The organism is Burkholderia sp. 22313 (assembly GCF_052045245.1).
GTDB lineage: Bacteria > Pseudomonadota > Gammaproteobacteria > Burkholderiales > Burkholderiaceae > Burkholderia.
The window spans coordinates 173710-196535 of the sequence record NZ_JBQEON010000001.1; the positions used below are offsets into that span (position 1 = coordinate 173710).

Sequence of the window (22826 nt, forward strand, 5' to 3'; positions counted from 1 at the left end):
ACTCTCTGTTTCCTAGCCTTAAACCCAGGAAAATCACCATGGCCCACAATCTCCACAAGACCCTCAAGGAATTCGACAGCGGTTCCGGCAAAGGCAAGTTCTACTCGCTGCCGCAGCTCGGCAAGGAACTGAAGACGAAGATCGAGCGCCTCCCGGTGTCGATCCGTATCGTGCTCGAGTCCGTGCTGCGCAACTACGACGGCAAGAAGATCACCGAAGAGCACATCGAGCAGCTGGCGAACTGGAAGCCGACCGCGAAGCGCGTCGACGAGATTCCGTTCGTGGTGTCGCGCGTCGTGCTGCAGGACTTCACGGGCGTGCCGCTGCTCGCCGACATCGCGGCCATGCGCGGCGTCGCGGAGCGTTCGGGCAAGAACCCGAAGAAGATCGAGCCGCTGGTCCCGGTGGATCTCGTCGTCGACCACTCGGTCCAGATCGACTACTTCCGCCAGAAGGACGCGCTCGACCTGAACATGAAGCTGGAATTCCAGCGCAACAACGAGCGCTACCAGTTCATGAAGTGGGGCATGCAGGCGTTCGACACGTTCAAGGTCGTGCCGCCGGGTGTCGGCATCGTCCACCAGGTGAACCTCGAATATCTCGCGCGCGGCGTCCACAAGAAGGCGGACGGCGGCGACACCGTGTACTACCCGGATACGCTCGTCGGCACGGACAGCCACACGACGATGATCAACGGCATCGGCGTGGTCGGCTGGGGCGTGGGCGGCATCGAGGCGGAAGCCGGCATGCTCGGCCAGCCGGTGTACTTCCTGACGCCGGACGTCGTCGGCGTCGAGCTGAAGGGCAAGCTGCGCGAAGGCGTGACGGCGACCGACCTGGTGCTGACGATCACCGAAATGCTGCGCAAGGAGAAGGTCGTCGGCAAGTTCGTCGAGTTCTTTGGCGAAGGCACGAAGTCGCTGTCGCTGCCGGACCGCGCGACGATCGGCAACATGGCGCCGGAATACGGCGCGACGATGGGCTTCTTCCCGGTCGACGAAAAGACCATCGACTACTTCGAAGGCACGGGCCGCACGAAGGCGGAAATCGCCGCGTTCGAGAACTACTTCAAGGCGCAGAAGCTGTTCGGCATTCCGAAGGCCGGCGACATCGACTACACGAAGACGGTATCGCTCGACCTGGCAACGGTCGCGCCGTCGCTGGCCGGCCCGAAGCGCCCGCAGGACCGCATCGAGATCGGCAACGTCAAGTCGACGTTCACCGACCTGTTCTCGAAGCCGGTCGCCGAAAACGGCTTCGCGAAGAAGGCGGACGATCTCGACACGCAGTACACGACGAGCAACGGCGTCGACGTGAAGAACGGCGACGTGCTGATCGCCGCGATCACGTCGTGCACGAACACGTCGAACCCGAGCGTGCTGCTGGCCGCCGGCCTGCTCGCGAAGAAGGCCGTCGAAGCCGGCCTGACCGTCGCACCGCACATCAAGACGTCGCTCGCGCCGGGATCGCGCATCGTCACCGAGTACCTGACGAAGACGGGCCTGCTGCCCTACCTGTCGAAGCTCGGCTTCGAACTCGCCGCTTACGGCTGCACGACCTGTATCGGCAACGCGGGCGACCTGACGCCGGAACTGAACGAAGCGATCACGAAGAACGACCTCGTCGCGGCAGCCGTGCTGTCGGGCAACCGTAACTTCGAAGCGCGTATCCACCCGAACATCCGCGCGAACTTCCTCGCGTCGCCGCCGCTCGTCGTCGCGTACGCGATCGCCGGCAACATCACGCGCGACCTGATGACCGAGCCGGTCGGCAAGGGCAAGGGCGGCCGCGACATCTACCTCGGCGACATCTGGCCGACGAGCGACGAAATCCACGCATTGCTCAAGTTCGCGCTGGACCCGAAGAAGTTCGAGGAAAACTACTCGAAGCTGACCAAGAAGGGCGACCTCTGGAGCAAGATCGAGGGCGAGACGGGCCAGGTCTACGACTGGCCGAAGTCGACCTACATCGCGGAGCCGCCGTTCTTCGGCAACGACTTCTCGATGGAACCGTCCGCGTCGATCCCGACCGTCAAGGGCGCGCGCGCGCTGGGCATCTTCGGTGACTCGGTCACGACCGACCACATCAGCCCGGCAGGCTCGATCAAGGAAGACTCGCCGGCAGGCAAGTGGCTGAAGGAGAACGGCGTGCAGAAGGCCGACTTCAACAGCTACGGCTCGCGCCGCGGCAACCACGACGTGATGATGCGCGGCACGTTCGCGAACGTCCGGATCAAGAACCTGATGATCCCGGCAAAGGCAGACGGCACGCGCGTCGAAGGCGGCCTGACGATTCACCAGCCGAGCGGCGAACAGCAGTCGATCTATGATGCGGCGATGCAGTACGTCGCGGCCGACACGCCGACCGTCGTGTTCGCGGGCGAAGAGTACGGCACGGGCTCGTCGCGCGACTGGGCCGCGAAGGGCACGCAACTGCTCGGCGTGAAGGCCGTGATCGCACGCAGCTTCGAGCGGATCCACCGTTCGAACCTGGTCGGCATGGGCGTGCTGCCGCTGCAGTTCAAGGGCGCGGACAGCATCCAGTCGCTCGGCATCACCGGCGAAGAGACCTACGACATCGAAGGCCTCGGCGACGACTTCAAGCCGCAGCAGGACGTCACGCTCGTGATCCACCGCAAGAACGGCGAAACGACCCGCGTGCCGGTGCTGCTGCGCATCGATACGCCGATCGAAGTCGACTACTACAAGCACGGCGGTATCCTGCCGTTCGTGCTGCGCTCGCTGCTCGCAGCATAAGCGCCCTGCTTTTGCAGGTGCCGCGGCCGCCTCGCGGGCGGTTGCGGCCGATTTGGATGCCCGACCTCGTGTCGGGCTTTTTTTGGTTCATCGCGGATTACCGGGGAACGCGGCGGCCGGACTGCGTGCCCGGTGCGTCGGTGCGTCATGCCTTGCCGGTTCGCGCCTTCGCGGCGGTGCCGGCCCGCGCGTTCTTCTTCAGATGCGCGCGGTTGTAGTCGATCGCCGCGCGCACGAGGCGCTTCAGCGCCCGCGTGTCGAGCTTGTCGCCCTCGAAAAAATCGATCGCGCGCCGCGCGTTGCCGCCAAGGCCGTCGTTGAACACATGGTCGGGATCGGGCAAATGCGCGCCGTGCATGAACGTGAGCTTCACCTTGCCCTTGTGCGCGTTCGCGACCGCGATCATCCCGTCGCACGACCACACCGGGCTGCCCATCCATTTCCATTCCTCGACGATGCCGTCGTCGACCGCGACGATCGTCTCGCGCAACTCGGCGAACGTCTTGCCGCGCCAGTCGGCGATGCCGGCGATCAGCGCGTCGATGCGGGCCGACGGTTCCAGGTCCGGGGTGGATGCGCTCATGCTCGCGCCTCCCGGTCGGCATCGGGGCGCGCCAGCACCTGGTCGAGCGACGTGAAGAATTGCGCCCAACCGTGCTGCGCACCGCGGTACGCCTGCTCCTGATCCGCGCGGAAGCCGGCCTGCTCCATCCGCAGCAACGTGCCGCGCGGCGTCGGTGTGAGCGTCCAGGTGACGACGCTTTCGAGGCCATAGGCGGCCCATGTATAAGACAACACACGCTGGGGCTCGATCGTCAGCACCGTGCAGTCGACCGAGCCCCAGTCCGCGCGGAAGCTGAACGCGCGGCCCGCGACGGGCTCGAAATCGCTCTTCATCAGCCACGCCTCGATCAGGTGCGGTTGCGTGAGCGCGCGCCAGATCTTCTCCGGCGGATGCGACAGTTCCCGTTCGACGACGACGGTACGCGTTTCGGTCGTGGCCTGATTCATCATTGATCCATCCTTTTCAGCAGATCTTCGAGCGCGTCGAACCGGTTCTGCCAGAAACCCGCCATCTGGCTGGTCCAGTCGATCAACGGAGTCAGCGCCTGCGGCTGCGCGCTGTAGTGCGTCTGCCGGCCCTCGTGACGGTCGCTCACGAGCCCGGCCTGCTTCAGTACGCCCAGATGCTTCGATACCGCCGGCTGCGACACGCCTGCATGGGCCGTCAGCGCGGCAACCGTCAGTTCGCCCTCCTCGCACAGCCGCTCGAAGAGCGCGCGGCGCGTCGGATCGGCAAGCGTCCTGAACAGCATGTCGTGAGCGTTTTGCATGGTTGAATTCATAACCCGATGGTTATGGGTTGAAGGATAGTGGCCGAGCGGCACACGTCAAGGAGGAATTTCGCCGCGGACGTCGTCCGCGCGTGCCGCATCCCGCATTCGCCACGACGGGCCGCCCGGCGCGGAACCTGCCTGCAACGAACGTCGGGAGCGCTTCGGGTTCGCTTCGGGTTCGTTTCCCGCCCGAATTCGAGCATTCCCTCTAATCGACTCACCCGACCCGCGAACCGAAAGCACGCTGCAAGACTCGGCCGCACGCTGTTCCACAGTTCGGGAAACGCTCGCTCCCGACTGGCCCTGTTTTCGTGTATCCGCTTATCCGGACACCGTCGCGTGGGCGCCGCGACGGCGCTTGACCACATAGTGCAACGTGCGACGTGCCCACGACCGATCGCGACCGATGCGGGCGCGCGGCGATTCGCTCCGTCATCGCGCGCATTCCGATGGCGCAACGAACGAGTCGTGCGTGCGAACGTCGTCGACCGTCGCGCGGTCGCGCCGCAAACCGGTTCCCTTTGCCGGCGGCCGCTATGGATGCATGAACGATGCAACGGATGCGCACGGGTACGCCGATGTCAGAACTGACAGCTATGGAAACTGGCAGCTACCTGAACGGCACCGACGCCCTACGCTCGTCTGCGCTCGCGGCCCCACAAGGGCCGGGTGCTCCAGCAACGTCGTCTCTCCTAAAAAGGACTCCCGATGAAAAGGAACGCCTGGTTTGCCCTCCCCCTTCCGTCGCCTCGCCGCCTTGCGTGCGCGGTCCCGCTCGTGTTCGCCGCCGGCGCGGCGCATGCGACGACGGACTGGGTCGACACCCACACGAAGGCCTTTCTGACCGGCCCGCAATTGATGGCGCGCAGCGCGGCGCCGTCGCTCGAACTCGCGGCCGGCGAGACGACCGACGTCGTCGTCAGCCTGAAGCTGCGCAACGCCGCGCAGCTCAAGCAGCTCGCACACGACGTGAACCGGCCCGGCAACGCGCATTACCGCCAGTACCTCACGCACGAGCAGTTCCTCGCCCGCTACGCGCCGACCGAAGCGCAGGTGAAATCGGTCGTCGACTATCTGCGCAAGAGCGGCTTCGTGAACATCGAAGTCGCGCCGAACCGGCTGCTGGTGTCCGCGCGCGGCACGGCCGGCACGGTGAAAACCGCATTCAACACGTCCCTCGTGCATTTCCAGTACGCCGGCCGCTCGGGCTTCGCGAACGCATCGACCGCGCAAGTGCCGCATGCGCTCGGCGGCATCGTCGGCTCGGTGCTGGGGCTGCAGAACGTCGCACGCGCACGGCCGATGCTGCGCATCGGCAACGTCGCGAAGCCGCAGGCGCTCGCGGCCGGCACGGCCACGGGCCACTATCCGAAGGAATTCCCGGGCCTCTACAACGCGACCGGCGTGCCGACCGCGGCCGGCGTGACCGTCGGCATCGTCACGATCGGCGGCGTGTCGCAGACACTGCAGGACCTGAAGCAGTTCACGTCGGCCAACGGTTACGGCACGGTCTCGACCCAGACCGTGAAGACCAACGGCACCGGCACGACCGGCAGCTACAGCGACGACCCGAGCGGCCAGGGCGAATGGGATCTCGACAGCCAGTCGATCGTCGGCTCGGCCGGCGGCCAGGTCGGCAAGCTGATGTTCTACATGGCGGACCTGAATGCCGCCGGCAATACCGGACTCACGCAGGCGTTCAACCGCGCGGTGTCGGACAACACCGCGAAAGTGTTGACATCCTCCCCCGCCTGAAGGCGGTGGATTCCTGCCGCGTCTGAAGCGATGATGCTTGCCTCAGATCGCCTCGGCGGGTTCCTGCTTCACGGAGCGGCCCGACTGCACCGGCTCTCCACAGGCTGCAACGCGGTGTCCCCGCGCCAGTATGTTGATCGCACCGACCACATCGGCATGGTCCTCATGACCGCACGCGACGCAGCGGAATGCGGCCTGCGTTTGCCGGTTTTCGGTGCTCACTGATTCGCAGGCCGGGCATGTGCGACTCGTATTCGCCGGCGGCACGGCGATGAGCCAGCCGCCATTCCACGTCAGCTTATAGTCCAGCTGACGACGAAATTCGAACCACCCCTGATCGAGGATGGCTTTGTTCAGGCCGGATTTGGCCCGAACGTTTTTGCCCGGCGCATCGGGGCTGCCAGCCGCCGACCTCGACATGTTGCGTACCTGCAAGTCCTCGATGCACACCATCGCGTGTTTTTTGCTGATCGTGGTCGTGGCTTTGTGCAGGTAGTCGCGGCGAGCGTTGCCGATGCCGGCATGGATACGCTGGATGCGCGCCTTTGCCTTCTTCCAGTTGTTGCTGAACTTGACCTTTCGGCTCATCGCCCGCTGCGCACGACGCAGCCTGGCCTCGTGCCGCTTGAAGCTGTTGAGCGGCGCGAGAAAGCTGCCGTCGCTCAGGGTGGCAAACCGTGCGATGCCCATATCGATGCCGATCGCGCTGGTGGCCTGCGGCACCGGCTGCGCGACTTCACGCGCGGTCTGGATCGATACGAACCATTTGCCCGCGTTTCGCGACGCGGTGGCATTACGCACTTCGCCCAACACATCCCGACTGTTGCGATAACGGAGCCAGCCAAGCTTGGGCAGAAAGATGCGGTTGTTGACCTGATCGAGCTTGATCTGCTTCGAGTCCGGGTAGCGAAAGCTGTCGCTGCGCCCCTTCTTCTTGAAGCGCGGGAACGCCGCACGCTTGGCGAAGAAGTTCTTGTACGCGCGCTCCAGATCCTTGAGTGCGTGTTGGAGCGGATGCACCGGGGCGTCTTTGAGCCAAGGTGTGTCCGTACCGTTGCGCCACGCCGTCAGGTGCTTTGCCATTGCCACATACCCGATGAACGTGCCGCCCGCCTCGTGGTTTTCCTTCTGCAACGCCAGCGCCTTGTTGAAAACGAACCGGCATGCCCCGGCGAAGCGGCACATCTTGCGCTGCTGCTCGCCGTTAGGCACCAGTTCGAACTTGAAAGCCTGGAGTCGTTGCATCGGGCCATTGTATGCTTGGCCCACAAGTGAGAGTCAAGCCATTCGATGTGGTCGCCATTGCATCTTTCTGATGCGCGTGCATTTTGCCATCCTGACCAAGTACCGGCGAGATGTGTTGCCCAAGGAAATTCTGGACAACATGCGCAGCATCTTCAAATCGTCCGCCAATACATCGAACAGCAAAAAACTCCGCATCAGCGGCCGCAAAGGACGCCTACGGCGTCCGCGCTATCCTTCCCCGTCCTGAAGAACGAGGTTTGACGCGCATTCAGATCAACGTCTCGCTCGGCTGGTGCGAGACGGACGCGAACGCAGACGGCACGATCGACGCCGAAGAGCAGATCTTCACGACGGCCGCCGCGCAAGGCCAGACGTTCTCGGTGTCGTCCGGCGACGAAGGCGTGTACGAGTGCAACAACCGCGGCTATCCGGACGGCGCGAACTACACGGTGTCGTGGCCGGCCGCGTCGCCGCACGTGCTCGCGATCGGCGGCACGACGCTGTACACGACGTCGGCGGGTGCGTTCTCGAACGAAACGGTGTGGAACGAAGGCCTCGACGCGAACGGCAAGCTATGGGCGACGGGCGGCGGCGTCAGCACGGTGCTGCCGGCGCCGGCGTGGCAGTCGGGCAGCAACCGTCAGTTGCCCGACGTGTCGTTCGACGCCGCGCAAAGCACGGGCGCGTACATCTACAACTACGGCCAGTTGCAGCAGATCGGCGGCACGAGCCTCGCCGCACCGATCTTCACCGGCTTCTGGGCGCGCCTGCTCGCGGCGAACGGCACGGGCCTCGGTTTCCCGGCCGGCAACTTCTATGCGGACATCCCGTCGAACCCGTCGCTCGTGCGCCATGACGTCGTGTCGGGGAACAACGGCTATCAGGGGTATGGCTACAACGCAGGCACCGGCCGGGATCTGACGACCGGCTTCGGCAGCCTGAACATCGCGAACCTCAACACGCTGATCAAGACGGGCGGCTTCTGAGTGCGATGTGACGGCCGGCGCGCGCGTCAGCGGCCTCGCGCGCCGGCTTGCGACGAGGATACCGCGCGGCCGGCGCGCCCGTGCCGCGTCACGTCACCGCGCGCCGCGCGTTGCGTCCGCGCAGCCACTCGAGCGCGAGCAGCAGGCTCGTCGAGAAGACGATCAGGATCGTCGCGAGCGCGGCGATCGTCGGGCTGATGTTCTCGCGGATGCCGGTGAACATCTGGCGCGGCAGCGTCGTCTGGTCCGCGCCCGCGAGGAACAGCGTGACGACGACTTCGTCGAACGACGTCGCGAACGCGAACAGCGCGCCCGACATCACGCCCGGCGCGATCACCGGCAGCGTCACGCGGAAGAACGTCGTGACGGGATTCGCGCCGAGCGACAGGCTCGCACGCACCAGGTTCTGGTTGAAGCCCTGCAGCGTCGCGGCCACCGTCGTCACGACGAACGGCACGCCGAGCGCCGCGTGCGCGGCGATCAGCCCGGTGTAGGTATTGGCGAGCCCGAGCGGCGCGAAGAACAGGTACATGCCGACGCCGACCACGACGACCGGCACGATCATCGGCGACAGCAGCACGGCCATCAGCAGCCCCTTGCCGCGGAAGTCCGCTTTCGTCAGGCCGATCGCGGCGAGCGTGCCGAGCACGGTCGCGACGATCGTCGCCGACGGCGCGACGATGAAGCTGTTCTTCGCGGCCATCCGCCACTCGTCGGATGCGATCAGGTTCTCGTACCAGCGCATCGAGAAGCCCGGGATCGGATACACGAGGAACGTGCTCGACGAAAACGACAGCGGCACGATCGCGAGCACCGGCAGGATCAGGTACAGCAGCGTCAGCACGACGAGCACGCGCAGCGCGACATACCACGCGCGCTCGACGAACGACATGTGCGGCGCGAACAGCGGCCTGGCGAGTTTCATGGTCGGCATCCCCTTTCCGTTTCCGTATTCGTGTTCCGCCCGGCGCTCAGCCGAGGCTCACGTTGGTGCGCGTGAAGCGCCCGTACACCGCATACAGCACCAGCGTCGCCGCGAGCAGCAGCCCGCCGAGCGCGCACGCCATGCCCCAGTTGATCGTCACGTTGGTGAAGTACGCGACGTAGTAGCTGACCATCTGGTCGTTCGGCCCGCCGAGCAGCGCCGGCGTGATGTAGTAGCCGATCGCGAGGATGAACACGAGCAGCGCGCCCGCGCCGACGCCCGGATAGGTCTGCGGCACGTACACGCGCCAGAACGCGGCGAACGGATGGCTGCCGAGCGACACGGCCGCGCGCTGGTAGGTCGGCGGGATCGATTTCATCACGCTGTAGAGCGGCAGGATCATGAACGGCAGCAGGATGTGCGTCATCGAGATGTACACGCCGACGCGATTGAACAGCAGCGCCAGTGGATGCGAAATGAGCCCGCTGCCGATCAGCGCGGTGTTGATCAGCCCTTCGCTCTGCAGCAGCACGATCCACGCGGCGACGCGCACCAGCACCGACGTCCAGAACGGAATCAGCACGAGGATCATCACGAGGTTCGCGCGGCGCTCCGACAGCGTCGAGATCCAGTATGCGAGCGGATAGCCGAGCAGCAGCGCGAACAGCGTGACCGCGACGCCGATCACGAACGTGCGGCCGAAAATCGCGAGATAGATCGACTGGTCGGGATCGGCCTGCACGATCCGGCCGAAGCCGTCCTGCTTGTGGTCGAGCGCGGCGAGCAGGTAGAACGGCGACACCTGGCTGCCGTTCTTCGCGATCGACTGCCAGTATGCGACGTCGCCCCAGCGTGCATCGAGGTCGATGAACTTCGCACGGGTCTGCGCGGGCGTCAGCGCCGCGGCGCCGGCACTGTCGTCGCCCTTCAGCGGCATCGCGCGCGCCGTCTTCGCGACGAGCGAGCGATAACCGGGAATTTCGGTGTTCAGGCGCCGCGCGAGCGCGCCCATCGCCTCGCTGTCGGCGACTTTCGTCATGTCGGCCGCGAGCGCGACATATGCGGCATCGGCCGGCGGCGCCTTGCGGTCCCAGCCCGACAGCGCGGCGATGGTGTTCGGCAGCGCGGTCGCGATCTCGGGGTTCTGCACGGCGCGCGTGAGCAGCGTGCCGATCGGCACGACGAAGACGAGCAGCAGGAAGATCGCGAGCGGCGCGATCAGCAGCAACGCCATCGTGCGCTTGCGGGCCTCGGCGGCCTTCAGCTCGCGCTTGAGCGCGACTGTCGACGGCGAGGAAGGAGCGATCGTCATCGTGTTCAACGGTTCTCTCCGGCCGGGCTCGATCCGGCGGAATGCCGCGCGACGCGTTCGGCGCGCCGCGCGGCAGGTTGCATCAGGACACCTGAACGGCGCTTACTTCGTCGCCCATGCGGCGAAGCGCTGCTCGAGCTCGTCGCTGTGATCGGTCCAGAAACCGATGTCCTCCAGCACCGCGTTCTTGCCGTTGGCCGGCGAGTTCGGCAGGTTCGCGAGCGTCTTCGCGTCGAGCGACTTGATCGCCGCGACGTTCGCGGGGCCGTACGCGATGTGCTGCGCATACCCTTGCTGCGGCTTCGGCGTCAGCGTGTACGCGATGTACTGCTCGGCCAGCGCCTTGTTCGGCGAGCCCTTCGGAATCGCCCAGTAGTCGAGGTCGTAGATGCTGCCGTTCCACACGACCTTCAGGTTCTTGCCTTCCTTCTGCGCGGCATCGATGCGGCCGTTGTACGCGGTCGACATCACGACGTCGCCGGCCACCAGGAACTGCGGCGGCTGCGCGCCCGCTTCCCACCACTGGATGTACGGCTTCAGCTCGTCGAGCTTCTTGAACGCGCGATCCTGGCCGGCCTTCGTGCCGAGCACCTTGTATACGTCCTTCGTCGGGACGCCGTCGGCCATCAGCGCGAACTCGAGGTTGTAACGCGCGCCCTTGCGCATCCCGCGCTTGCCGGGGAATTTCTTCACGTTCCAGAAATCGGCCCAGCCGGCCGGCGCGCTCTTCAGCTTGTCCGCGTTGTACGACAGCGCGGTCGACCACACGAAGAAGCCGACGCCGCACACCTGCGGCGATTCCGGAATCAGGTCGGACTTCTTCGCGATCTTCGACCAGTCGAGCTTCTCGTACAGCCCTTCGTCGCAGCCGCGGTTCAGGTCGCCCGATTCGACTTCGACCACGTCCCAGTTGACGTGCTTCGCCTCGACCATCGCCTTCACTTTCGCCTGCTCGCCGTTGTACTCGACGGCCGTGACCTTGTTGCCGGTCGACTTCTCGAACGGCTGGTTGAACGCGGCCTTCTGCGCGTCGCCGTTCGCGCCGCCGAAGTTGACGACCGTGAGTTCGGCCGCCGTGGCCGATGCGCCGACGACGGCGAGCGCCAATGCGAGCGCGGTGCGCCGCGCGGTAAAGCTTGCTCGGTTCATGGTGGTTCCTCTCCTCTCGTGGTGGAAGTGGGCTTTGTTGTTGACGACGTGCTGCGGAAAAACGGAAAGACGGGAAACGGCAAAAGCCTGCGTCACGCGAACACGCGCAGGTGCTCGGGCGAGAATGCGAGCGATACCGGCGTGCCGGGCGAGAACGCGTCGAGCGCGCCCGTGCCGAGCGGCACCTTCACGAAGCATTCGTCCTGGCCCGGCAGCGCGCAGCGCATCCGCACGTGATCGCCGAAATAGATGAGGCTGCGCGCCTCGCCGGTCACGCGATTGGCGGTGCCGCCATTCATATGCCCGTTCGCGAGGCTCATGCGTTCGGGACGGATGCACGCAACGGCCGGCGCGCCTTCGGCGGCGTCGCCGATGCGGCGTCCGACGAGCTGCGTGCCGTCGTCGAGCCGGAAGTCGCAGAATTCGCCGTCGACGCGCGCGATGGTGCCGCGCAGGCGGTTGCTGTCGCCGATGAAGTTCGCGACGAACTCGTTGCACGGCGATTCGTACAGGCGGTCGACGGTATCGAGCTGCTGCACGATGCCCTTGTCGAACACGGCGACGCGATCCGACATCGTCAGCGCCTCGCCCTGGTCGTGCGTCACGTAGACGAAGGTCACGCCGAGCTTCTCGTGCAGCGCCTTCAGTTCGTACTGCATGTGTTCGCGCAACTGCTTGTCGAGCGCGCCGAGCGGCTCGTCCATGAGCACGAGCTTCGGCTCGAACACGAGCGCACGGGCAAGCGCGATGCGCTGCTGCTGGCCGCCCGACAGCTGCGCCGGATAGCGCTTCGCGAAGCGTTCCATCTGCACCATCTTCAGCGCATGCGCGACGCGCTCCGCGCGCTCGGCCGCCGACAGCTTGCGCACCGTCAACGGATACGCGACGTTCTGCTCGACCGTCAGGTGCGGGAACAGCGCGTAGTTCTGGAACACCATGCCGATGTTGCGCTTGTGCGGCGGCACGGTATTCAGCAGCTCGCCGTCGAGGCGAATCTCGCCGCCCGTCGGAAACTCGAAGCCCGCCAGCATCATCAGGCAGGTGGTCTTGCCCGAGCCGGACGGCCCGAGCAGCGTCAGGAATTCCCCTCGGTGGATGTCGAGGTCGAGCGATTTGACGACCAGCGTCTCGCCGTCGTAGGTCTTCCGCACGCCGCGAAAGCTGACGATCACATCATCGGACTTCATCGTGGCTGTCCCCTTGCTGCGCGACAATCAATTTTGAGATGGACCCACTATACGGCGCGCACGGTTCTATACTAGGGAACCATTTCAATATTCCCAGTGGGACCACTTTGGATACCGTGATCCTCGCCGACTGGCTCTCCGCCCGTCTCGACCGCAGCTCGTCCGAGCCGATGTACCGGCAACTGCTGCAACAGATGCAGCAAGCCATCCTCACCGGGGAATTGGGGCCAGGCACGAAGCTGCCGAGTTCGCGCACGCTGGCGGCCGACCTGTCGATCGCGCGCAATACCGTGCTCCACGTGTACGACCAGCTGACCGCCGAAGGCTACGTGCTGACCACGACCGGCAGCGGTACCTACGTGGCCGACACGCGCCCGGACGCCGCCGCGATTCGCGTGCCGGGCGCCGCATCGGCGTCGCCCGACGCCGGCACGGCACCGCTGCCGGACGCGCAGGGCGGCCTGTCGGCGCGCGGCCGGCAACTGATCGAGCACGCGGGGGTGTCGCGGCGCCAGTGGGGCGCGTTCATGCCGGGCGTGCCGGACGTATCGGAATTCCCGAGTCGCACGTGGAGCCGCCTGCAGGCGCGGCTGTGGAAGGAAGCGAATCCCGAGCTGCTGACCTACGCGCCGGGCGGCGGCTACCGGCCGCTGCGCCGCGCGCTCGCCGACTACCTGCGCGTCGCCCGCTCGGTCAAATGCTCGCCGGACCAGGTGATCATCACGACCGGCATCCACCAGTCGATCGACCTCGCGGTGCGGCTGCTGTCCGACATCGGCGATCGCGCGTGGGTCGAGGAGCCGTGCTACTGGGGCGTGCGCAGCGTGCTGCAGGCGACCGGCCTCACGCTCATGCCGGTGCCGGTCGACCAGGAAGGCCTCGACCCGAGCGCGGGCGACATGCAGCATCCGCCGCGGCTCGTGCTCGTCACGCCGTCGCATCAGTATCCGCTCGGGATGGTGATGAGCCTCGCGCGGAGGCGGATGCTGCTCGAGTACGCACGTCAGCACCGCTGCTGGATCATCGAAGACGACTACGACAGCGAATTCCGCTACGGCAGCCGCCCGCTCGCGTCGCTGCAAGGGCTCGACGACGGCGGCCGCGTGATCTACGTCGGCAGCCTCGGCAAGATGCTGTTTCCCGGCCTGCGGATGGGCTACATGGTCGTGCCCGAGCACCTGGTCGACACGTTCCGCACCGGGCTGTCGGAGCTGTATCGCGAGGGCCAGCTGATGCAGCAGGCGGTGCTCGCCGAGTTCATCATGGACGGGCACCTGACTTCGCACGTCAGGCGGATGCGCACGCTGTACGGCGAGCGCCGGCAACTGCTGATCGATGCGATCCATGCACGCTTCGGCGACGCACTGCCCGTGATGGGTGACGAGGCCGGCCTGCATCTCGTGCTCGGCCTGCCCGACACCTGCGACGATCGCGCGGTCACGCAAAGCGCGTTCGACGCGGGCGTGATCGTGCGCCCGCTCACCAGCTACTACAGCAGCCTGGACACCGCGCGGCACGGGCTGCTGCTCGGCTATGCGTGCGTCGCGCACGAAAGCATCGGCCCCGCGTTCGACACGCTCGCGGCAACCATCGAGCAGCATCTGCCGCGGCACTTCACGCGCGCGGCATGATCGCATGCGCTAGGGCGCGGCGGCGGCACCGCGGTCGAGCGACGCCGCACGCACCGCTTCGCCGGGCCTGGTGAACACGCGCTGACGCAGCGCCGCGATCCGCGCGTCGCGATCCTGCGAAGACAACCCGGCCGTGTCGATCTGCGCCCGCTGCGCCGCATAGTCCGCATAGCGGCTTTGCCACGATGCGTCGTCCCGCTGCATCTGCGCGACGCGCGCGGCGGCTTCGGGGCCGAGCGTCTGCGTCAGTTGCGCACGCATCGTGTCGGGCGTCACCCCGCGCTTCTGCAACTGATCGATCTGGTCGATCGTGGCCCGCTGCCGCTCAGCCTTCTGTTGCGCCGCGCGTTCATCAGCCGGCATCTGCTGCGCGAGCGCCGCGAGCCGCTCCGCCTTCTGCGCGTCCGTCAACGTGCGGTCCTGCGCAATCTTCAACCGCGCGAGATCGTAGCGCTGCCGCCACTGTTCGGCGCCGAAGAACGGCTGGCTCCAGTCGCCGAGCGTCCGGTATGCGAGCGACGCGCGCTGGTCGAGCGCGAGCTGCAACGCACCGGGATCGGCCTTGTCGACCGCCCCGGCGTCGGGTAACTTCGCGAGCGCGTCGAGATAGGCACGGTATCGATGCCAGATGTCGAGCGCCTCGGGTTGCGCCACCGTGCCGTCCAGCTGCGCGGCGATCTCGCGCACGACGAGCGCATCGAGCGCGGTCGCGCTCAGGTCGTTCTGCGCGGTCAGGCAGTAGTCGAGGAAATCGCGCACCGCGCGCGACTTCGCGAGATGGCCGCCGGCGTCGAGCGGCAGCCGCGGCGCAACGGAACCGGCCAGCGGCGACGGCAGGCCCGCGCTCGCCGGCAACGCGGCCTGCGGCGCGCCCGTCGCGACGCGCACGCCGTCGAGCACCGCCGCATCGGCCGACGCGCGCGCGGCGTCGGCGCCGCGATGCGATGTCGCGCCGCTCCACACCGCGACGCCGGCGATCGCCGCCAGCCCCACCGCACCGTAGATCGCCACGCGCCGCGCGAGCGGCGCGCGTCCTTCACGTGCCGTCATCGATCACACGCCCGCGAGCTTCAGCCGGTTCGCATGCGTGCGGATCACCGCGACCGGATCGGCCGCGTACGCACCGCGCACGCCGAGCAACTGGTTGATCTCGTCGAGATGGTTCCACTTGTAATTCGTGCCCAGCACCTGCCCGTACAACGCGCTGCACTTCGACACGAGCCCGTCGTTCTGTCCCGAGCCGCGATTGATCATCACCGTGCCGGTGCCGAGCAGCGCAAGCGTCGACGGGTCGAGCGCATTCGCCGGATCGATCAGCGGGATCGTGCTGGTATCCGCCGCGCCCGTGACGCCGAATGCCGAGATCGTCGGCTGGATCGCCGTGCCGGCCCATGAATACAGCAGATGCGTATTGCCGCCGACGGTTTCGGTCGGCGCACCCGTCTGGCAACTGCCCGGCGCGCCGAGGCCGGCACTCGGATAGTTCTGGTTGTACGCGGCGGCCTGCGCGGTCGTCAGCGTCTTCAGCGCGGCGAGCGCGTCCTGGTTCGTATTGTTGTTGCTGCTCGTCAGGATGCCGAACACATTGACGAATGCAGCGATCACCGACGACGACAGCCCGGTCGGATCGTAGGCCAGCACGCTCTGCACGAAGTCGGCGAATTCCGAGCCGCGATGCGGCGTGCCGATCGTCGTCACCGACGCGACGAGGTCGGGCGCGACGGCCGCGACATAGCGCGACGTGAGGCCGCCCTGGCTGTGGCCGATCAGGTTCACCTTGGTCGCACCGGTTGCGGCAAGCACGGTCTTCACGTAAGCGAGCAACTGTTCGCCGCGCCCGTTCGGACCGTCGTCGCTCTGGAATCCCGACAAGTTCGCGACGTAGACCGTCGCACCGTGCTGCTGCAGGTCCTCCTGGATGCCGTACCAGTACTCGAGCACGCCGGCGTACTTGTCGGTGCCGGTGAGCCCGTGCACGAGGATGATCGGATAACGCGTCGCCGCATAGTTGTCCGCGGGCGCGGTTGCCGCCATCGCCGCGTGCGTCGTCGCGAGCGTCATCACCGCGGTCGCCCCCGCCAACGACGCGACGCTCATCGCGCATGCCACTGCCCCTGCCACCACCCTGGAACGCATCGATCTGGCCATGCATGTTCTCCTGATTATCGTGCTGCCGGTGCGAATGAGATCGGATCGACGCGCACGGCACGTCGCGAACCCTCGCAGGCATCGTGTGCGTCGAATGCGGGAGTGAAGCACGAGCGGCGAACGTTTGCGCCCTGACTAGACACGGTTCTCTAATCGGTTGACGCGCCCCACCCGTTCGGGCGGGGCCGCGTTCGTGCGCGCGCATGCTGCATCGCACATGCGCGTCGCGCGCTACAGCTTCGCGCTCACACGCACCCATGCGGTGCGCCCCGGCTCCCTCACCGGCGTGTTGGCCGGATAGCCGAAACCTGCGTTGCCGGCGAGGTTCAGGTGCTCGGCATAGGCCTTGTTCAGCACGTTGTCGACGCCGATCGAGATCTGCACCTGCTTGCTGACGTTGTACTGCGCATGCAGCGACAGCACGCCGAACCCGGCGCTCGGACCGAAGTCCTTGCCGACCACGTTGCCCTCATTCAGTGCATCGCGATGCTGCGGCGCAACGACCCGCCACAGGCCGCCGGCCGACCATGCGCCGCGCGCGTATTCGAGCCCGAAGCGCGCCTCGAGCGGCGGCATCTGCGGCAATGGCTCGCCGCTCGTCGCGTTGCGCCCCCACGCATACGCGAGCGACGTCTCGACGCGCAGCGGCGCAACCGGCCGCCACGACACGCCGGCTTCGCCGCCCATGATCTGCGCGTTGACGTTGGTCGCCTGCGTGGTCGGGCCCATCATCCCGGCCGCGTAGTTGAACAGGATGTAGTCCTGTACATAGCCGGCATAGGCCGACACCCACGCATCGAACCGGTCGCTCCTGTATTGCGCGCCGAGGTCGAGCTGCGTGGTCCTTTCCGGCTGCACCGCCGAGAACGCGTTGATCGAACCGGCCGGCCCGCGCTTCGCGGAGAACAGCTCCCAGTAGTCGGGATAGCGTTGCGCATGGCCGATCCCCGCGTACCACGTGACCGGCAGCGACACGAGATCGCGCTCGTAGCGCACGAAGCCGCTCGGCAGCACGCGCGCGCGATCGTCGTCGAAGGTCGGATTCGGCTTGCTCGCCATCATCCCGCGCGTCATCGCACGCTTGTCGCGCGCGCTCGCGTAGTCGATCCGCGCGCCGCCGATCACGCGCGACGCATCGCTCGCGTACCACGTCAGTTCGCCGAACGCGCCCGCGTTCCACATCGTCGCCTGCGCATCCCACGGCTGGTCGCCGTCGTTCTGCCGCCCCATCGCCGAACGCGTGTCGAGCCGGTTCGACTGCGCATCGACGCCGGTCACGAGCTTGAAATCGTCGCCGAAGCGGAACGTCGCCGCCGCCCGTGCGCCGAGCGTGCGGCGCCGCACCTCGGAGGCCATCCGCATCGGCATGCTGCTGGTCGGGTCCGGTTGACGCAGCGTGGTGTTGTCCATCACGTGGTCGGCTTCGTTGTAGTACACGCGCGCCTCGATCCGATCGAGCACGTCGCCGAGATGCCGCTTGTCGAACGACAGGCCGAACGTCTCGCGACGGAAATGCGCGCCGTCCATCCCGCGCCCTGCGTAGCGCGCATAACCGTCGCCGGTGCCCGCCGTCAGCTCGACGCGCGTGTGGTCGTCGGGCGTCCAGCCGAGCGCCGCGTCCGCATTCCACTTGTCCCATTGCGACGGCACGGTATTGCCGTTGCCGTCCTTGTAATCTTGCGCATGTGCATGGTTCGCGGTCACGCGGCCATAGACGTCCGGCGTGCCGGCCGTCACGTCGACGTTCTGGTCGTTGCGGCCGAACGACCCGCCGACCACGCTGCCCTCGAAGCGCATGCCGGGGCGCTCGAAACGCGGCGTCACGCGTTCGAACAGCACGGTGCCGGCCGATGCGCCGGGACCGTACAGCACGGTCTGCGGGCCCTTCACGACGGTGACCTTGTCATAGCTTTCCGGTGCGATATACGAAGTCGGCGCGTCCATTCGGTTCGGGCACGCGCCGAGCGTCGGCAGCCCGTTCGCGAGAATGTTCAGCCGCGAACCGAACATCCCGCGCAGCACGGGGTCGCCATTGGTCCCGCCGCTGCGGATCGACGTGAAGCCGGGAATGGTCTTCAGGTAATCGGCGCCGTCGCTCGCCGGCAGCGGCTGGCGTGGCGTCTTCGGATCCGTGACGACGACGAGCGGCGTCGTCAGCGGCGACGCGACGACTTCGACGGGCGGCAGCAGCGCGGCCGTGTCGCCGGCCGGCGCACCGGCAGCACGTGCGGTCTCGGCCGCTGCGGCCGCGGTCATCGCGCTGACGGCCAGCGCGGGAACGGTGAGTGTCAGCATGCGCGGCACGCGCCGCGCACGGGAATGGCGCGACGCCCGCGGCGCGCGCAAGGAAAACATGGTCATGATCGAAAGCCCGAGTGACGCCCTCCACGCGGCCTCGACGGACCGCACGGATATCGGCGATGAAGGAAACGAAAAACGGCGCGTCAGGCGCGCTCGGGCGGTGCGCGCGGATACGCGCGCGGATAGCGGTCGGCACAGGGCGCGGCCGCATGCGGCGCGGCGGCGGAAACGGTAACGACGGGAACGAAAGCGAACGATGCGGCGGCCGGGGCGCCGATCGCCGGACTGTGCGCGAAGAAGCCGCAATAGCCGCACGCATCGAGATGCCGCGCGTGGTCGTGCGCGGCGCCTGCATCGGGCGCGCGGTGCGCGCCATGCTCTGCACTGCAGACAATCGCGTCGGGCGTGGCCGCCTGCGCGATGCGCCACTGCGACACCAGCGGCGCCGCGATCGCGAGCCAGATCGCGAACACGCCGAGCCAGGCGGTCAAGTGACGATGTCGGTGCAGCATGCGCGGCGATGCGTAAGCGGAATGTAAAAACAGCCGAGATGTTACCGAATGTTCGCCGCGATGGCCAGCCGCACATGACCGTAAACGAGCCAGGGGCGCATGGTTGTCAACGCAACCATACGCCCCTGGATTGTCGTGCGCGACTTCAGCGTATTGCGATCACGGCGCCATGCGGCGCAGCACGTCGTCGCGCCGGATGAAGTGATGGTAGAGCGCGGCCAGCGCGTGCAGGCCGATCACGAAGTAGAACGCATTGCCGATCAGTTCGTGCGCCTCCTTGATCACCCGCCCCAGCGCCTTGTCCGGGCCGAACAGCGTGAACGACACGCCGATCCAGTCGAGCGACACGGGCTTGCCGCCCAGGTTGACCATCATGATGCCGAGCAGCGGCTGCGCGATGATGAACACGTACAGCGCAATATGCGCGAGCGTCGACAGCCACTTGAGCAGCGTTGCCTGCGGAATGGGTTGCGGCACGCGGCTGATCATCCGCCACAGCACCCGCAGCACGGACAGCACGAGCACGGACGTGCCGGCCAGCAAGTGCACATTCATCCAGAACGCGCGGCTGTCGCTGCCTTTCGGCCCGCGAATCTCGATGGCCAGGTAGGCGAGCGCCACCATCAGGAAGACGATCCAGTGGAAGAAGATTGCCGGCGCGCTGTAGCGCGTCTGTTTCGCGAGGATGTTTTTCATGCGGTGTCTCGTGTATTTCTCGTGTGGGTTACGCGACCGGCACATGCCGCGGCTCGCCGGTGCCCGGCGCTGCCCCGATTGTAGCCTCACGAGCGACCGGTATTGCGCGACCGGATCAAATATCCGAAGAATCCGCCTCGCCCCGCCTCGCGGCCTCGTCATATGGAAAATCCGCATCGCGCGCGCCCGCGGCTGTGGCACGATGAAGTTTTCGTGCGACGTTGCGCGGGCATCATGAGCAAAGCGTTCTTCGTTGCGGCCTACCGGCTGATCGCCGCGCTGCTCGCGGTGTCCATCACGCTGCACAGCGTCGCCGACTACTGGAGCTTGCCGACCTTCCGCCTCGGCAACTACCTCAGCTACTTCACGCAACTGAGCAGCCTGTATGCAGCGGCCATGCTGGTCGCGGGGCTGTCGCGCATCACGCGCCGCGGCTCGGCCCGCTACGAATCGATGCGCGGCGCCGCCGTGCTGTACATGCTGATCACCGCGATCGTCTACGAGTTGCTGCTCGCGCGGCTCGATGCGCTGCGCCACATCACCCCGGCCCTCAACAACTGGGTCCTGCACCGGATCGTGCCGCTCGTGGTGCTGTGCGACTGGCTCTATGTGGAGCCGCGCTCGCCGATTCCGCGGCGCAGCGCGTTCGCGTGGCTCGCTTTTCCGGTCGTCTATCTCGGCTATACGCTCGTGCGCGGCGCGGTGGAGAACTGGTATCCCTACCCGTTCGTCGATCCGCGGCCGCACGGCTATCTACCGGTCGCGATCCAGTGTTCGCTGATCGCACTCGGCGCAGCGGGGCTCGCGCTGGCCATTCGCTGGCTCGGCAATCATGCGAGGCAGCCTGACACCGCGGAGCTCAAGGAAGGTTGAAGGCGGGAACGTGTGCGCCGCGCGGCGCACACGTTGTCACGCGGCGCGTCAGCCGCCGTTGCGCGGCAGAAACCCCATCGGATCGACGACCTTGCCGTTCTGCCGGACTTCGAATTCGAACGTCGCGCGGCCGCTCGCGTCGGTGCCCATCTCCGCGATCGGCTGGCCCGCGCGCACCGCGTCGCCTTCGTTGACGAGCAGCTTGCCGTTGTGTCCATAGGCCGTGATGAGCCCGTTGTCGTGCTTGAGGATCACGAGCGGCCCGTATGCCTTGACGCCGGACCCGGCGTAGACCACCCGCCCGTTCGCCGCGGCCCGCACCGAATGGTCGGGCCCCGATGCGGCGATCACGATGCCGCGCGTCTTGCCGGCCGAGAACGGCGTCGCGACGATACCCGTGGCCGGCCAGGCCAGCGAGCCGGGTTGCGCGGCCGCGGCGGACGGCTGCCCGAGCGACGTCGCGGCAGGCGGCGGCGCGACGCGCAGCACCTGGCCCGGCGACACGGCGTCGTTGGGCGACATGTGGTTCCAGCTGGCCACGTCCTGCACGCGCTGCCCGTAGGCGGCGGCGATGCCGGCGAGCGTGTCGCCCGGATTCACGCGGTAATAGCCGGCGATCACACCCGGCGTGGCGGCCGACATCGGCGTCGACGGCCGCATCGGCTGCCAGTTGTCGGTCCACGGCGTCATCGTACAGCCCGTCAGCGCCACGGCCGCGGCGACGAATGCCGCCTGCGGCAACCAGCGCGTCAGCGCATCGTGGATCGGAGTATTGTTTCTCAAGGGTCCTCCCGGATTTGCGTCGTTGCGCCGCCCACCGCCCTCCGGCGCGCGACGCACGATGTCCGGCCGGACGGCCGGACCAACCAGTATCCGACCGCTCTCGCGGCCGTCAGTTTCCACAGCGGAACATCGACGTGAACGGGCTCACCGGCCCTTTTTTCGCGTCGTCCCGATCGGCAAAGATACCATTTGTCGTGGTCGGGACTGCGGCAGGCGCCTCCGCCGGCAACAATCTTGCAGCACCGCAAACGGATGCCGACTGGCCGCAAACCGCGTCGCACGGGGCGTCCGGCGGGTGTCCGGCCGGCCACGCGCGCCGCCTCCTATACTCGGAAAGGCACCGCGCGATCGAGCGATAACGAGGAGATCACCATGAACAATGCGACGTTTCTGTCCGTGCAACTCAACGCCGAGGATTTCGCCGGTACCAGCGGCCTGGTCGAATTGCTGAACCGGCACCTGCTGTTCGCGACCGACGTGGCCGAAGCCGCCGACGCCCTCGTCCAGCTGGCGAGCGTCGCGCACCTGAGCGGCGCCACCCGGCACAGCGTCGAGCTGCCGGTGCTCGCAATCGAGCGGCTGCGCGACGCGCTCGACACGCTGAGCGGCTACGACGAAGCGTGGCTGCAGGCACTCGAGCCGGCCGACACGCTGTTCCGGGACATCGCTCGCGGCCCGCGGCCGCTGCACTGACGCGGCGCACCGCCAATGAAAACAGCCCGCCGTTCCGTGATGCGGAACGACGGGCTGCCTGCACTGCATTACGCTGCTCGGGGTCAGATCGGGCCGCGCGTGCGGCCTGCGATCAATGCCGATTAACGACCCTTGTAGACCGGTGCGCCATCCGACACGCGCTTGACCTGCCAGCCGGTCTTGGCGACTGCCGGCGCGCCCGACTCTTGTTGGGCAGCGGGCTGGGCACCGTAGCCGCTCGTATCGGCAGCGGCGACGTTCTGTTGCGGGTTCAGGCGAGCTTCGGCGGCCTGGATGCTTGCCGGGTAGTCGGTACGGTCGCTGCCCAGCTTGTAGCCGGCCTGTTGCAGCGCGGACAGTTCAGACTTCACCTGCGCACGGGTGACAGGCGCGCTCTGTTGGGCAAACGACACGGCGGGAACGGCGAGAACGGCAGCTGCAGCGAACGTTGCGATCAGCGATTTCATGATTACCTCCGGGATTTTTTTGCTTCGCCGCACACACCATGTCTGCAGCGATTGATCAAAGTTTAGTCCG

General features: G+C 66.8%; 19 protein-coding genes and 2 pseudogenes. 6 read left to right on the forward strand and 15 right to left on the reverse strand.

Features of this window, described 5'->3' with window-relative positions; translation table 11 throughout:
• Nucleotides 1-38 precede the first annotated feature (38 nt).
• Nucleotides 39-2756, forward strand: a complete 2718-nt coding sequence (gene acnA / locus ACTJKF_RS00740; RefSeq protein ID WP_440621626.1) for an aconitate hydratase AcnA — start codon at nucleotides 39-41, stop codon at nucleotides 2754-2756.
• A gap of 145 nt (nucleotides 2757-2901) precedes the next feature.
• Here acnA and ACTJKF_RS00745 read toward each other — a convergent pair whose 3' ends face one another.
• From ACTJKF_RS00745 to ACTJKF_RS00755, 3 genes are read right to left on the reverse strand one after another with little or no spacing between them, the layout of a single operon-like run.
• Nucleotides 2902-3339 carry a DUF1801 domain-containing protein gene (locus ACTJKF_RS00745; RefSeq protein WP_440621627.1) on the reverse strand — a complete coding sequence of 146 codons (438 nt, stop codon included), beginning with the start codon at nucleotides 3337-3339 and terminating at the stop codon, nucleotides 2902-2904.
• Nucleotides 3336-3767, reverse strand: a complete 432-nt coding sequence (locus ACTJKF_RS00750) for an SRPBCC family protein (protein WP_440621824.1) — start codon at nucleotides 3765-3767, stop codon at nucleotides 3336-3338. Before ACTJKF_RS00750 ends, ACTJKF_RS00745 begins: the two co-directional genes overlap by 4 nt.
• Entirely contained in the window at nucleotides 3767-4090 is a 324-nt protein-coding gene (locus ACTJKF_RS00755) for an ArsR/SmtB family transcription factor (RefSeq protein WP_039319058.1), read from the reverse strand. Before ACTJKF_RS00755 ends, ACTJKF_RS00750 begins: the two co-directional genes overlap by 1 nt.
• A 711-nt stretch (nucleotides 4091-4801) precedes the next feature.
• On the opposite strand from ACTJKF_RS00755, the pseudogene ACTJKF_RS00760 reads away from it, so the two are divergent.
• Nucleotides 4802-5839 (forward strand): annotated as a pseudogene (locus ACTJKF_RS00760) (protease pro-enzyme activation domain-containing protein); the annotation flags it as partial.
• A 51-nt stretch (nucleotides 5840-5890) separates the two neighbouring features.
• Here ACTJKF_RS00760 and ACTJKF_RS00765 read toward each other — a convergent pair.
• The gene (locus ACTJKF_RS00765) at nucleotides 5891-7093 is read right to left on the reverse strand and encodes an RNA-guided endonuclease InsQ/TnpB family protein (protein ID WP_440621628.1); all 1203 of its coding nucleotides are present in this window, start codon (nucleotides 7091-7093) and stop codon (nucleotides 5891-5893) included.
• Nucleotides 7094-7365: 272 nt separating this feature from the next.
• Here ACTJKF_RS00765 and ACTJKF_RS00770 point away from each other — a divergent pair.
• A pseudogene (locus ACTJKF_RS00770) lies at nucleotides 7366-8079 on the forward strand (S53 family peptidase); the annotation flags it as partial.
• Nucleotides 8080-8167: 88 nt separating this feature from the next.
• On the opposite strand, the gene ACTJKF_RS00775 reads toward ACTJKF_RS00770, so the two are convergent.
• From ACTJKF_RS00775 to ACTJKF_RS00790, 4 genes are all read right to left on the reverse strand, one after another.
• Nucleotides 8168-9004 (reverse strand): ABC transporter permease, encoded by an 837-nt coding sequence (locus tag ACTJKF_RS00775; RefSeq protein WP_440621629.1) that lies wholly within the window; start codon nucleotides 9002-9004, stop codon nucleotides 8168-8170.
• Between the two features lie 46 nt (nucleotides 9005-9050).
• Nucleotides 9051-10316, reverse strand: coding sequence for an ABC transporter permease (locus ACTJKF_RS00780; RefSeq protein WP_440621825.1), 1266 nt, complete (start codon nucleotides 10314-10316; stop codon nucleotides 9051-9053).
• Nucleotides 10317-10418: 102 nt separating this feature from the next.
• Nucleotides 10419-11465, reverse strand: a complete 1047-nt coding sequence (locus tag ACTJKF_RS00785) for an ABC transporter substrate-binding protein (RefSeq protein ID WP_440621630.1) — start codon at nucleotides 11463-11465, stop codon at nucleotides 10419-10421.
• Between the two features lie 92 nt (nucleotides 11466-11557).
• Complete coding sequence (locus ACTJKF_RS00790; RefSeq protein ID WP_440621631.1) at nucleotides 11558-12652, reverse strand: ABC transporter ATP-binding protein; 1095 nt, start codon at nucleotides 12650-12652, stop codon at nucleotides 11558-11560.
• Between the two features lie 107 nt (nucleotides 12653-12759).
• Between ACTJKF_RS00790 and pdxR the strand changes: the two genes are divergently transcribed.
• Complete coding sequence (gene pdxR, locus ACTJKF_RS00795; RefSeq protein ID WP_440621632.1) at nucleotides 12760-14283, forward strand: MocR-like pyridoxine biosynthesis transcription factor PdxR; 1524 nt, start codon at nucleotides 12760-12762, stop codon at nucleotides 14281-14283.
• Nucleotides 14284-14292: 9 nt separating this feature from the next.
• Here pdxR and ACTJKF_RS00800 read toward each other — a convergent pair whose 3' ends face one another.
• From ACTJKF_RS00800 to ACTJKF_RS00820, 5 genes are all read right to left on the reverse strand, one after another.
• Nucleotides 14293-15333: a lipase secretion chaperone gene (locus tag ACTJKF_RS00800; protein ID WP_440621633.1), complete on the reverse strand. Its 1041-nt coding sequence runs from the start codon at nucleotides 15331-15333 to the stop codon at nucleotides 14293-14295.
• A 3-nt stretch (nucleotides 15334-15336) separates the two neighbouring features.
• Nucleotides 15337-16431: an esterase/lipase family protein gene (locus tag ACTJKF_RS00805; protein WP_440621634.1), complete on the reverse strand. Its 1095-nt coding sequence runs from the start codon at nucleotides 16429-16431 to the stop codon at nucleotides 15337-15339.
• Between the two features lie 231 nt (nucleotides 16432-16662).
• A complete protein-coding gene (locus ACTJKF_RS00810) occupies nucleotides 16663-18792 on the reverse strand; it encodes a TonB-dependent copper receptor (RefSeq protein ID WP_440621635.1) in 2130 nt (709 codons plus the stop codon).
• A gap of 83 nt (nucleotides 18793-18875) precedes the next feature.
• Nucleotides 18876-19244 (reverse strand): DUF2946 domain-containing protein, encoded by a 369-nt coding sequence (locus tag ACTJKF_RS00815; RefSeq protein WP_440621636.1) that lies wholly within the window; start codon nucleotides 19242-19244, stop codon nucleotides 18876-18878.
• 159 nt (nucleotides 19245-19403) lie between these two features.
• The gene (locus tag ACTJKF_RS00820; protein WP_440621637.1) at nucleotides 19404-19940 is read right to left on the reverse strand and encodes a cytochrome b; all 537 of its coding nucleotides are present in this window, start codon (nucleotides 19938-19940) and stop codon (nucleotides 19404-19406) included.
• Between the two features lie 234 nt (nucleotides 19941-20174).
• Between ACTJKF_RS00820 and ACTJKF_RS00825 the strand changes: the two genes are divergently transcribed.
• Entirely contained in the window at nucleotides 20175-20813 is a 639-nt protein-coding gene (locus ACTJKF_RS00825; protein WP_440621638.1) for a Pr6Pr family membrane protein, read from the forward strand.
• A gap of 48 nt (nucleotides 20814-20861) precedes the next feature.
• On the opposite strand, the gene ACTJKF_RS00830 is transcribed toward ACTJKF_RS00825, so the two are convergent.
• The gene (locus ACTJKF_RS00830) at nucleotides 20862-21596 is read right to left on the reverse strand and encodes a peptidoglycan DD-metalloendopeptidase family protein (RefSeq protein ID WP_440621640.1); all 735 of its coding nucleotides are present in this window, start codon (nucleotides 21594-21596) and stop codon (nucleotides 20862-20864) included.
• 372 nt (nucleotides 21597-21968) lie between these two features.
• On the opposite strand from ACTJKF_RS00830, the gene ACTJKF_RS00835 reads away from it, so the two are divergent.
• Nucleotides 21969-22289 carry a hypothetical protein gene (locus ACTJKF_RS00835; RefSeq protein WP_440621641.1) on the forward strand — a complete coding sequence of 107 codons (321 nt, stop codon included), beginning with the start codon at nucleotides 21969-21971 and terminating at the stop codon, nucleotides 22287-22289.
• A 122-nt stretch (nucleotides 22290-22411) separates the two neighbouring features.
• Here ACTJKF_RS00835 and ACTJKF_RS00840 read toward each other — a convergent pair whose 3' ends face one another.
• Entirely contained in the window at nucleotides 22412-22756 is a 345-nt protein-coding gene (locus ACTJKF_RS00840; protein ID WP_440621642.1) for a DUF4148 domain-containing protein, read from the reverse strand.
• Nucleotides 22757-22826: the final 70 nt, after the last annotated feature.

Coding starts and splice junctions, on each gene's coding strand:
- ACTJKF_RS00820 (WP_440621637.1), bottom strand. CDS start 19,940: ATGAAAAACATCCTCGCGAAACAGACGCGCTACAGCGCGCCGGCAATC.
- ACTJKF_RS00805 (WP_440621634.1), bottom strand. CDS start 16,431: ATGGCCAGATCGATGCGTTCCAGGGTGGTGGCAGGGGCAGTGGCATGC.
- ACTJKF_RS00800 (WP_440621633.1), bottom strand. CDS start 15,333: ATGACGGCACGTGAAGGACGCGCGCCGCTCGCGCGGCGCGTGGCGATC.
- ACTJKF_RS00780 (WP_440621825.1), bottom strand. CDS start 10,316: ATGACGATCGCTCCTTCCTCGCCGTCGACAGTCGCGCTCAAGCGCGAG.
- ACTJKF_RS00775 (WP_440621629.1), bottom strand. CDS start 9,004: ATGAAACTCGCCAGGCCGCTGTTCGCGCCGCACATGTCGTTCGTCGAG.
- ACTJKF_RS00815 (WP_440621636.1), bottom strand. CDS start 19,244: ATGCTGCACCGACATCGTCACTTGACCGCCTGGCTCGGCGTGTTCGCG.
- ACTJKF_RS00755 (WP_039319058.1), bottom strand. CDS start 4,090: ATGCAAAACGCTCACGACATGCTGTTCAGGACGCTTGCCGATCCGACG.
- ACTJKF_RS00835 (WP_440621641.1), top strand. CDS start 21,969: ATGAACAATGCGACGTTTCTGTCCGTGCAACTCAACGCCGAGGATTTC.
- ACTJKF_RS00785 (WP_440621630.1), bottom strand. CDS start 11,465: ATGAACCGAGCAAGCTTTACCGCGCGGCGCACCGCGCTCGCATTGGCG.
- ACTJKF_RS00810 (WP_440621635.1), bottom strand. CDS start 18,792: ATGACCATGTTTTCCTTGCGCGCGCCGCGGGCGTCGCGCCATTCCCGT.
- ACTJKF_RS00750 (WP_440621824.1), bottom strand. CDS start 3,767: ATGAATCAGGCCACGACCGAAACGCGTACCGTCGTCGTCGAACGGGAA.
- ACTJKF_RS00745 (WP_440621627.1), bottom strand. CDS start 3,339: ATGAGCGCATCCACCCCGGACCTGGAACCGTCGGCCCGCATCGACGCG.
- ACTJKF_RS00790 (WP_440621631.1), bottom strand. CDS start 12,652: ATGAAGTCCGATGATGTGATCGTCAGCTTTCGCGGCGTGCGGAAGACC.
- ACTJKF_RS00840 (WP_440621642.1), bottom strand. CDS start 22,756: ATGAAATCGCTGATCGCAACGTTCGCTGCAGCTGCCGTTCTCGCCGTT.
- acnA (WP_440621626.1), top strand. CDS start 39: ATGGCCCACAATCTCCACAAGACCCTCAAGGAATTCGACAGCGGTTCC.
- ACTJKF_RS00765 (WP_440621628.1), bottom strand. CDS start 7,093: ATGCAACGACTCCAGGCTTTCAAGTTCGAACTGGTGCCTAACGGCGAG.
- ACTJKF_RS00825 (WP_440621638.1), top strand. CDS start 20,175: ATGAGCAAAGCGTTCTTCGTTGCGGCCTACCGGCTGATCGCCGCGCTG.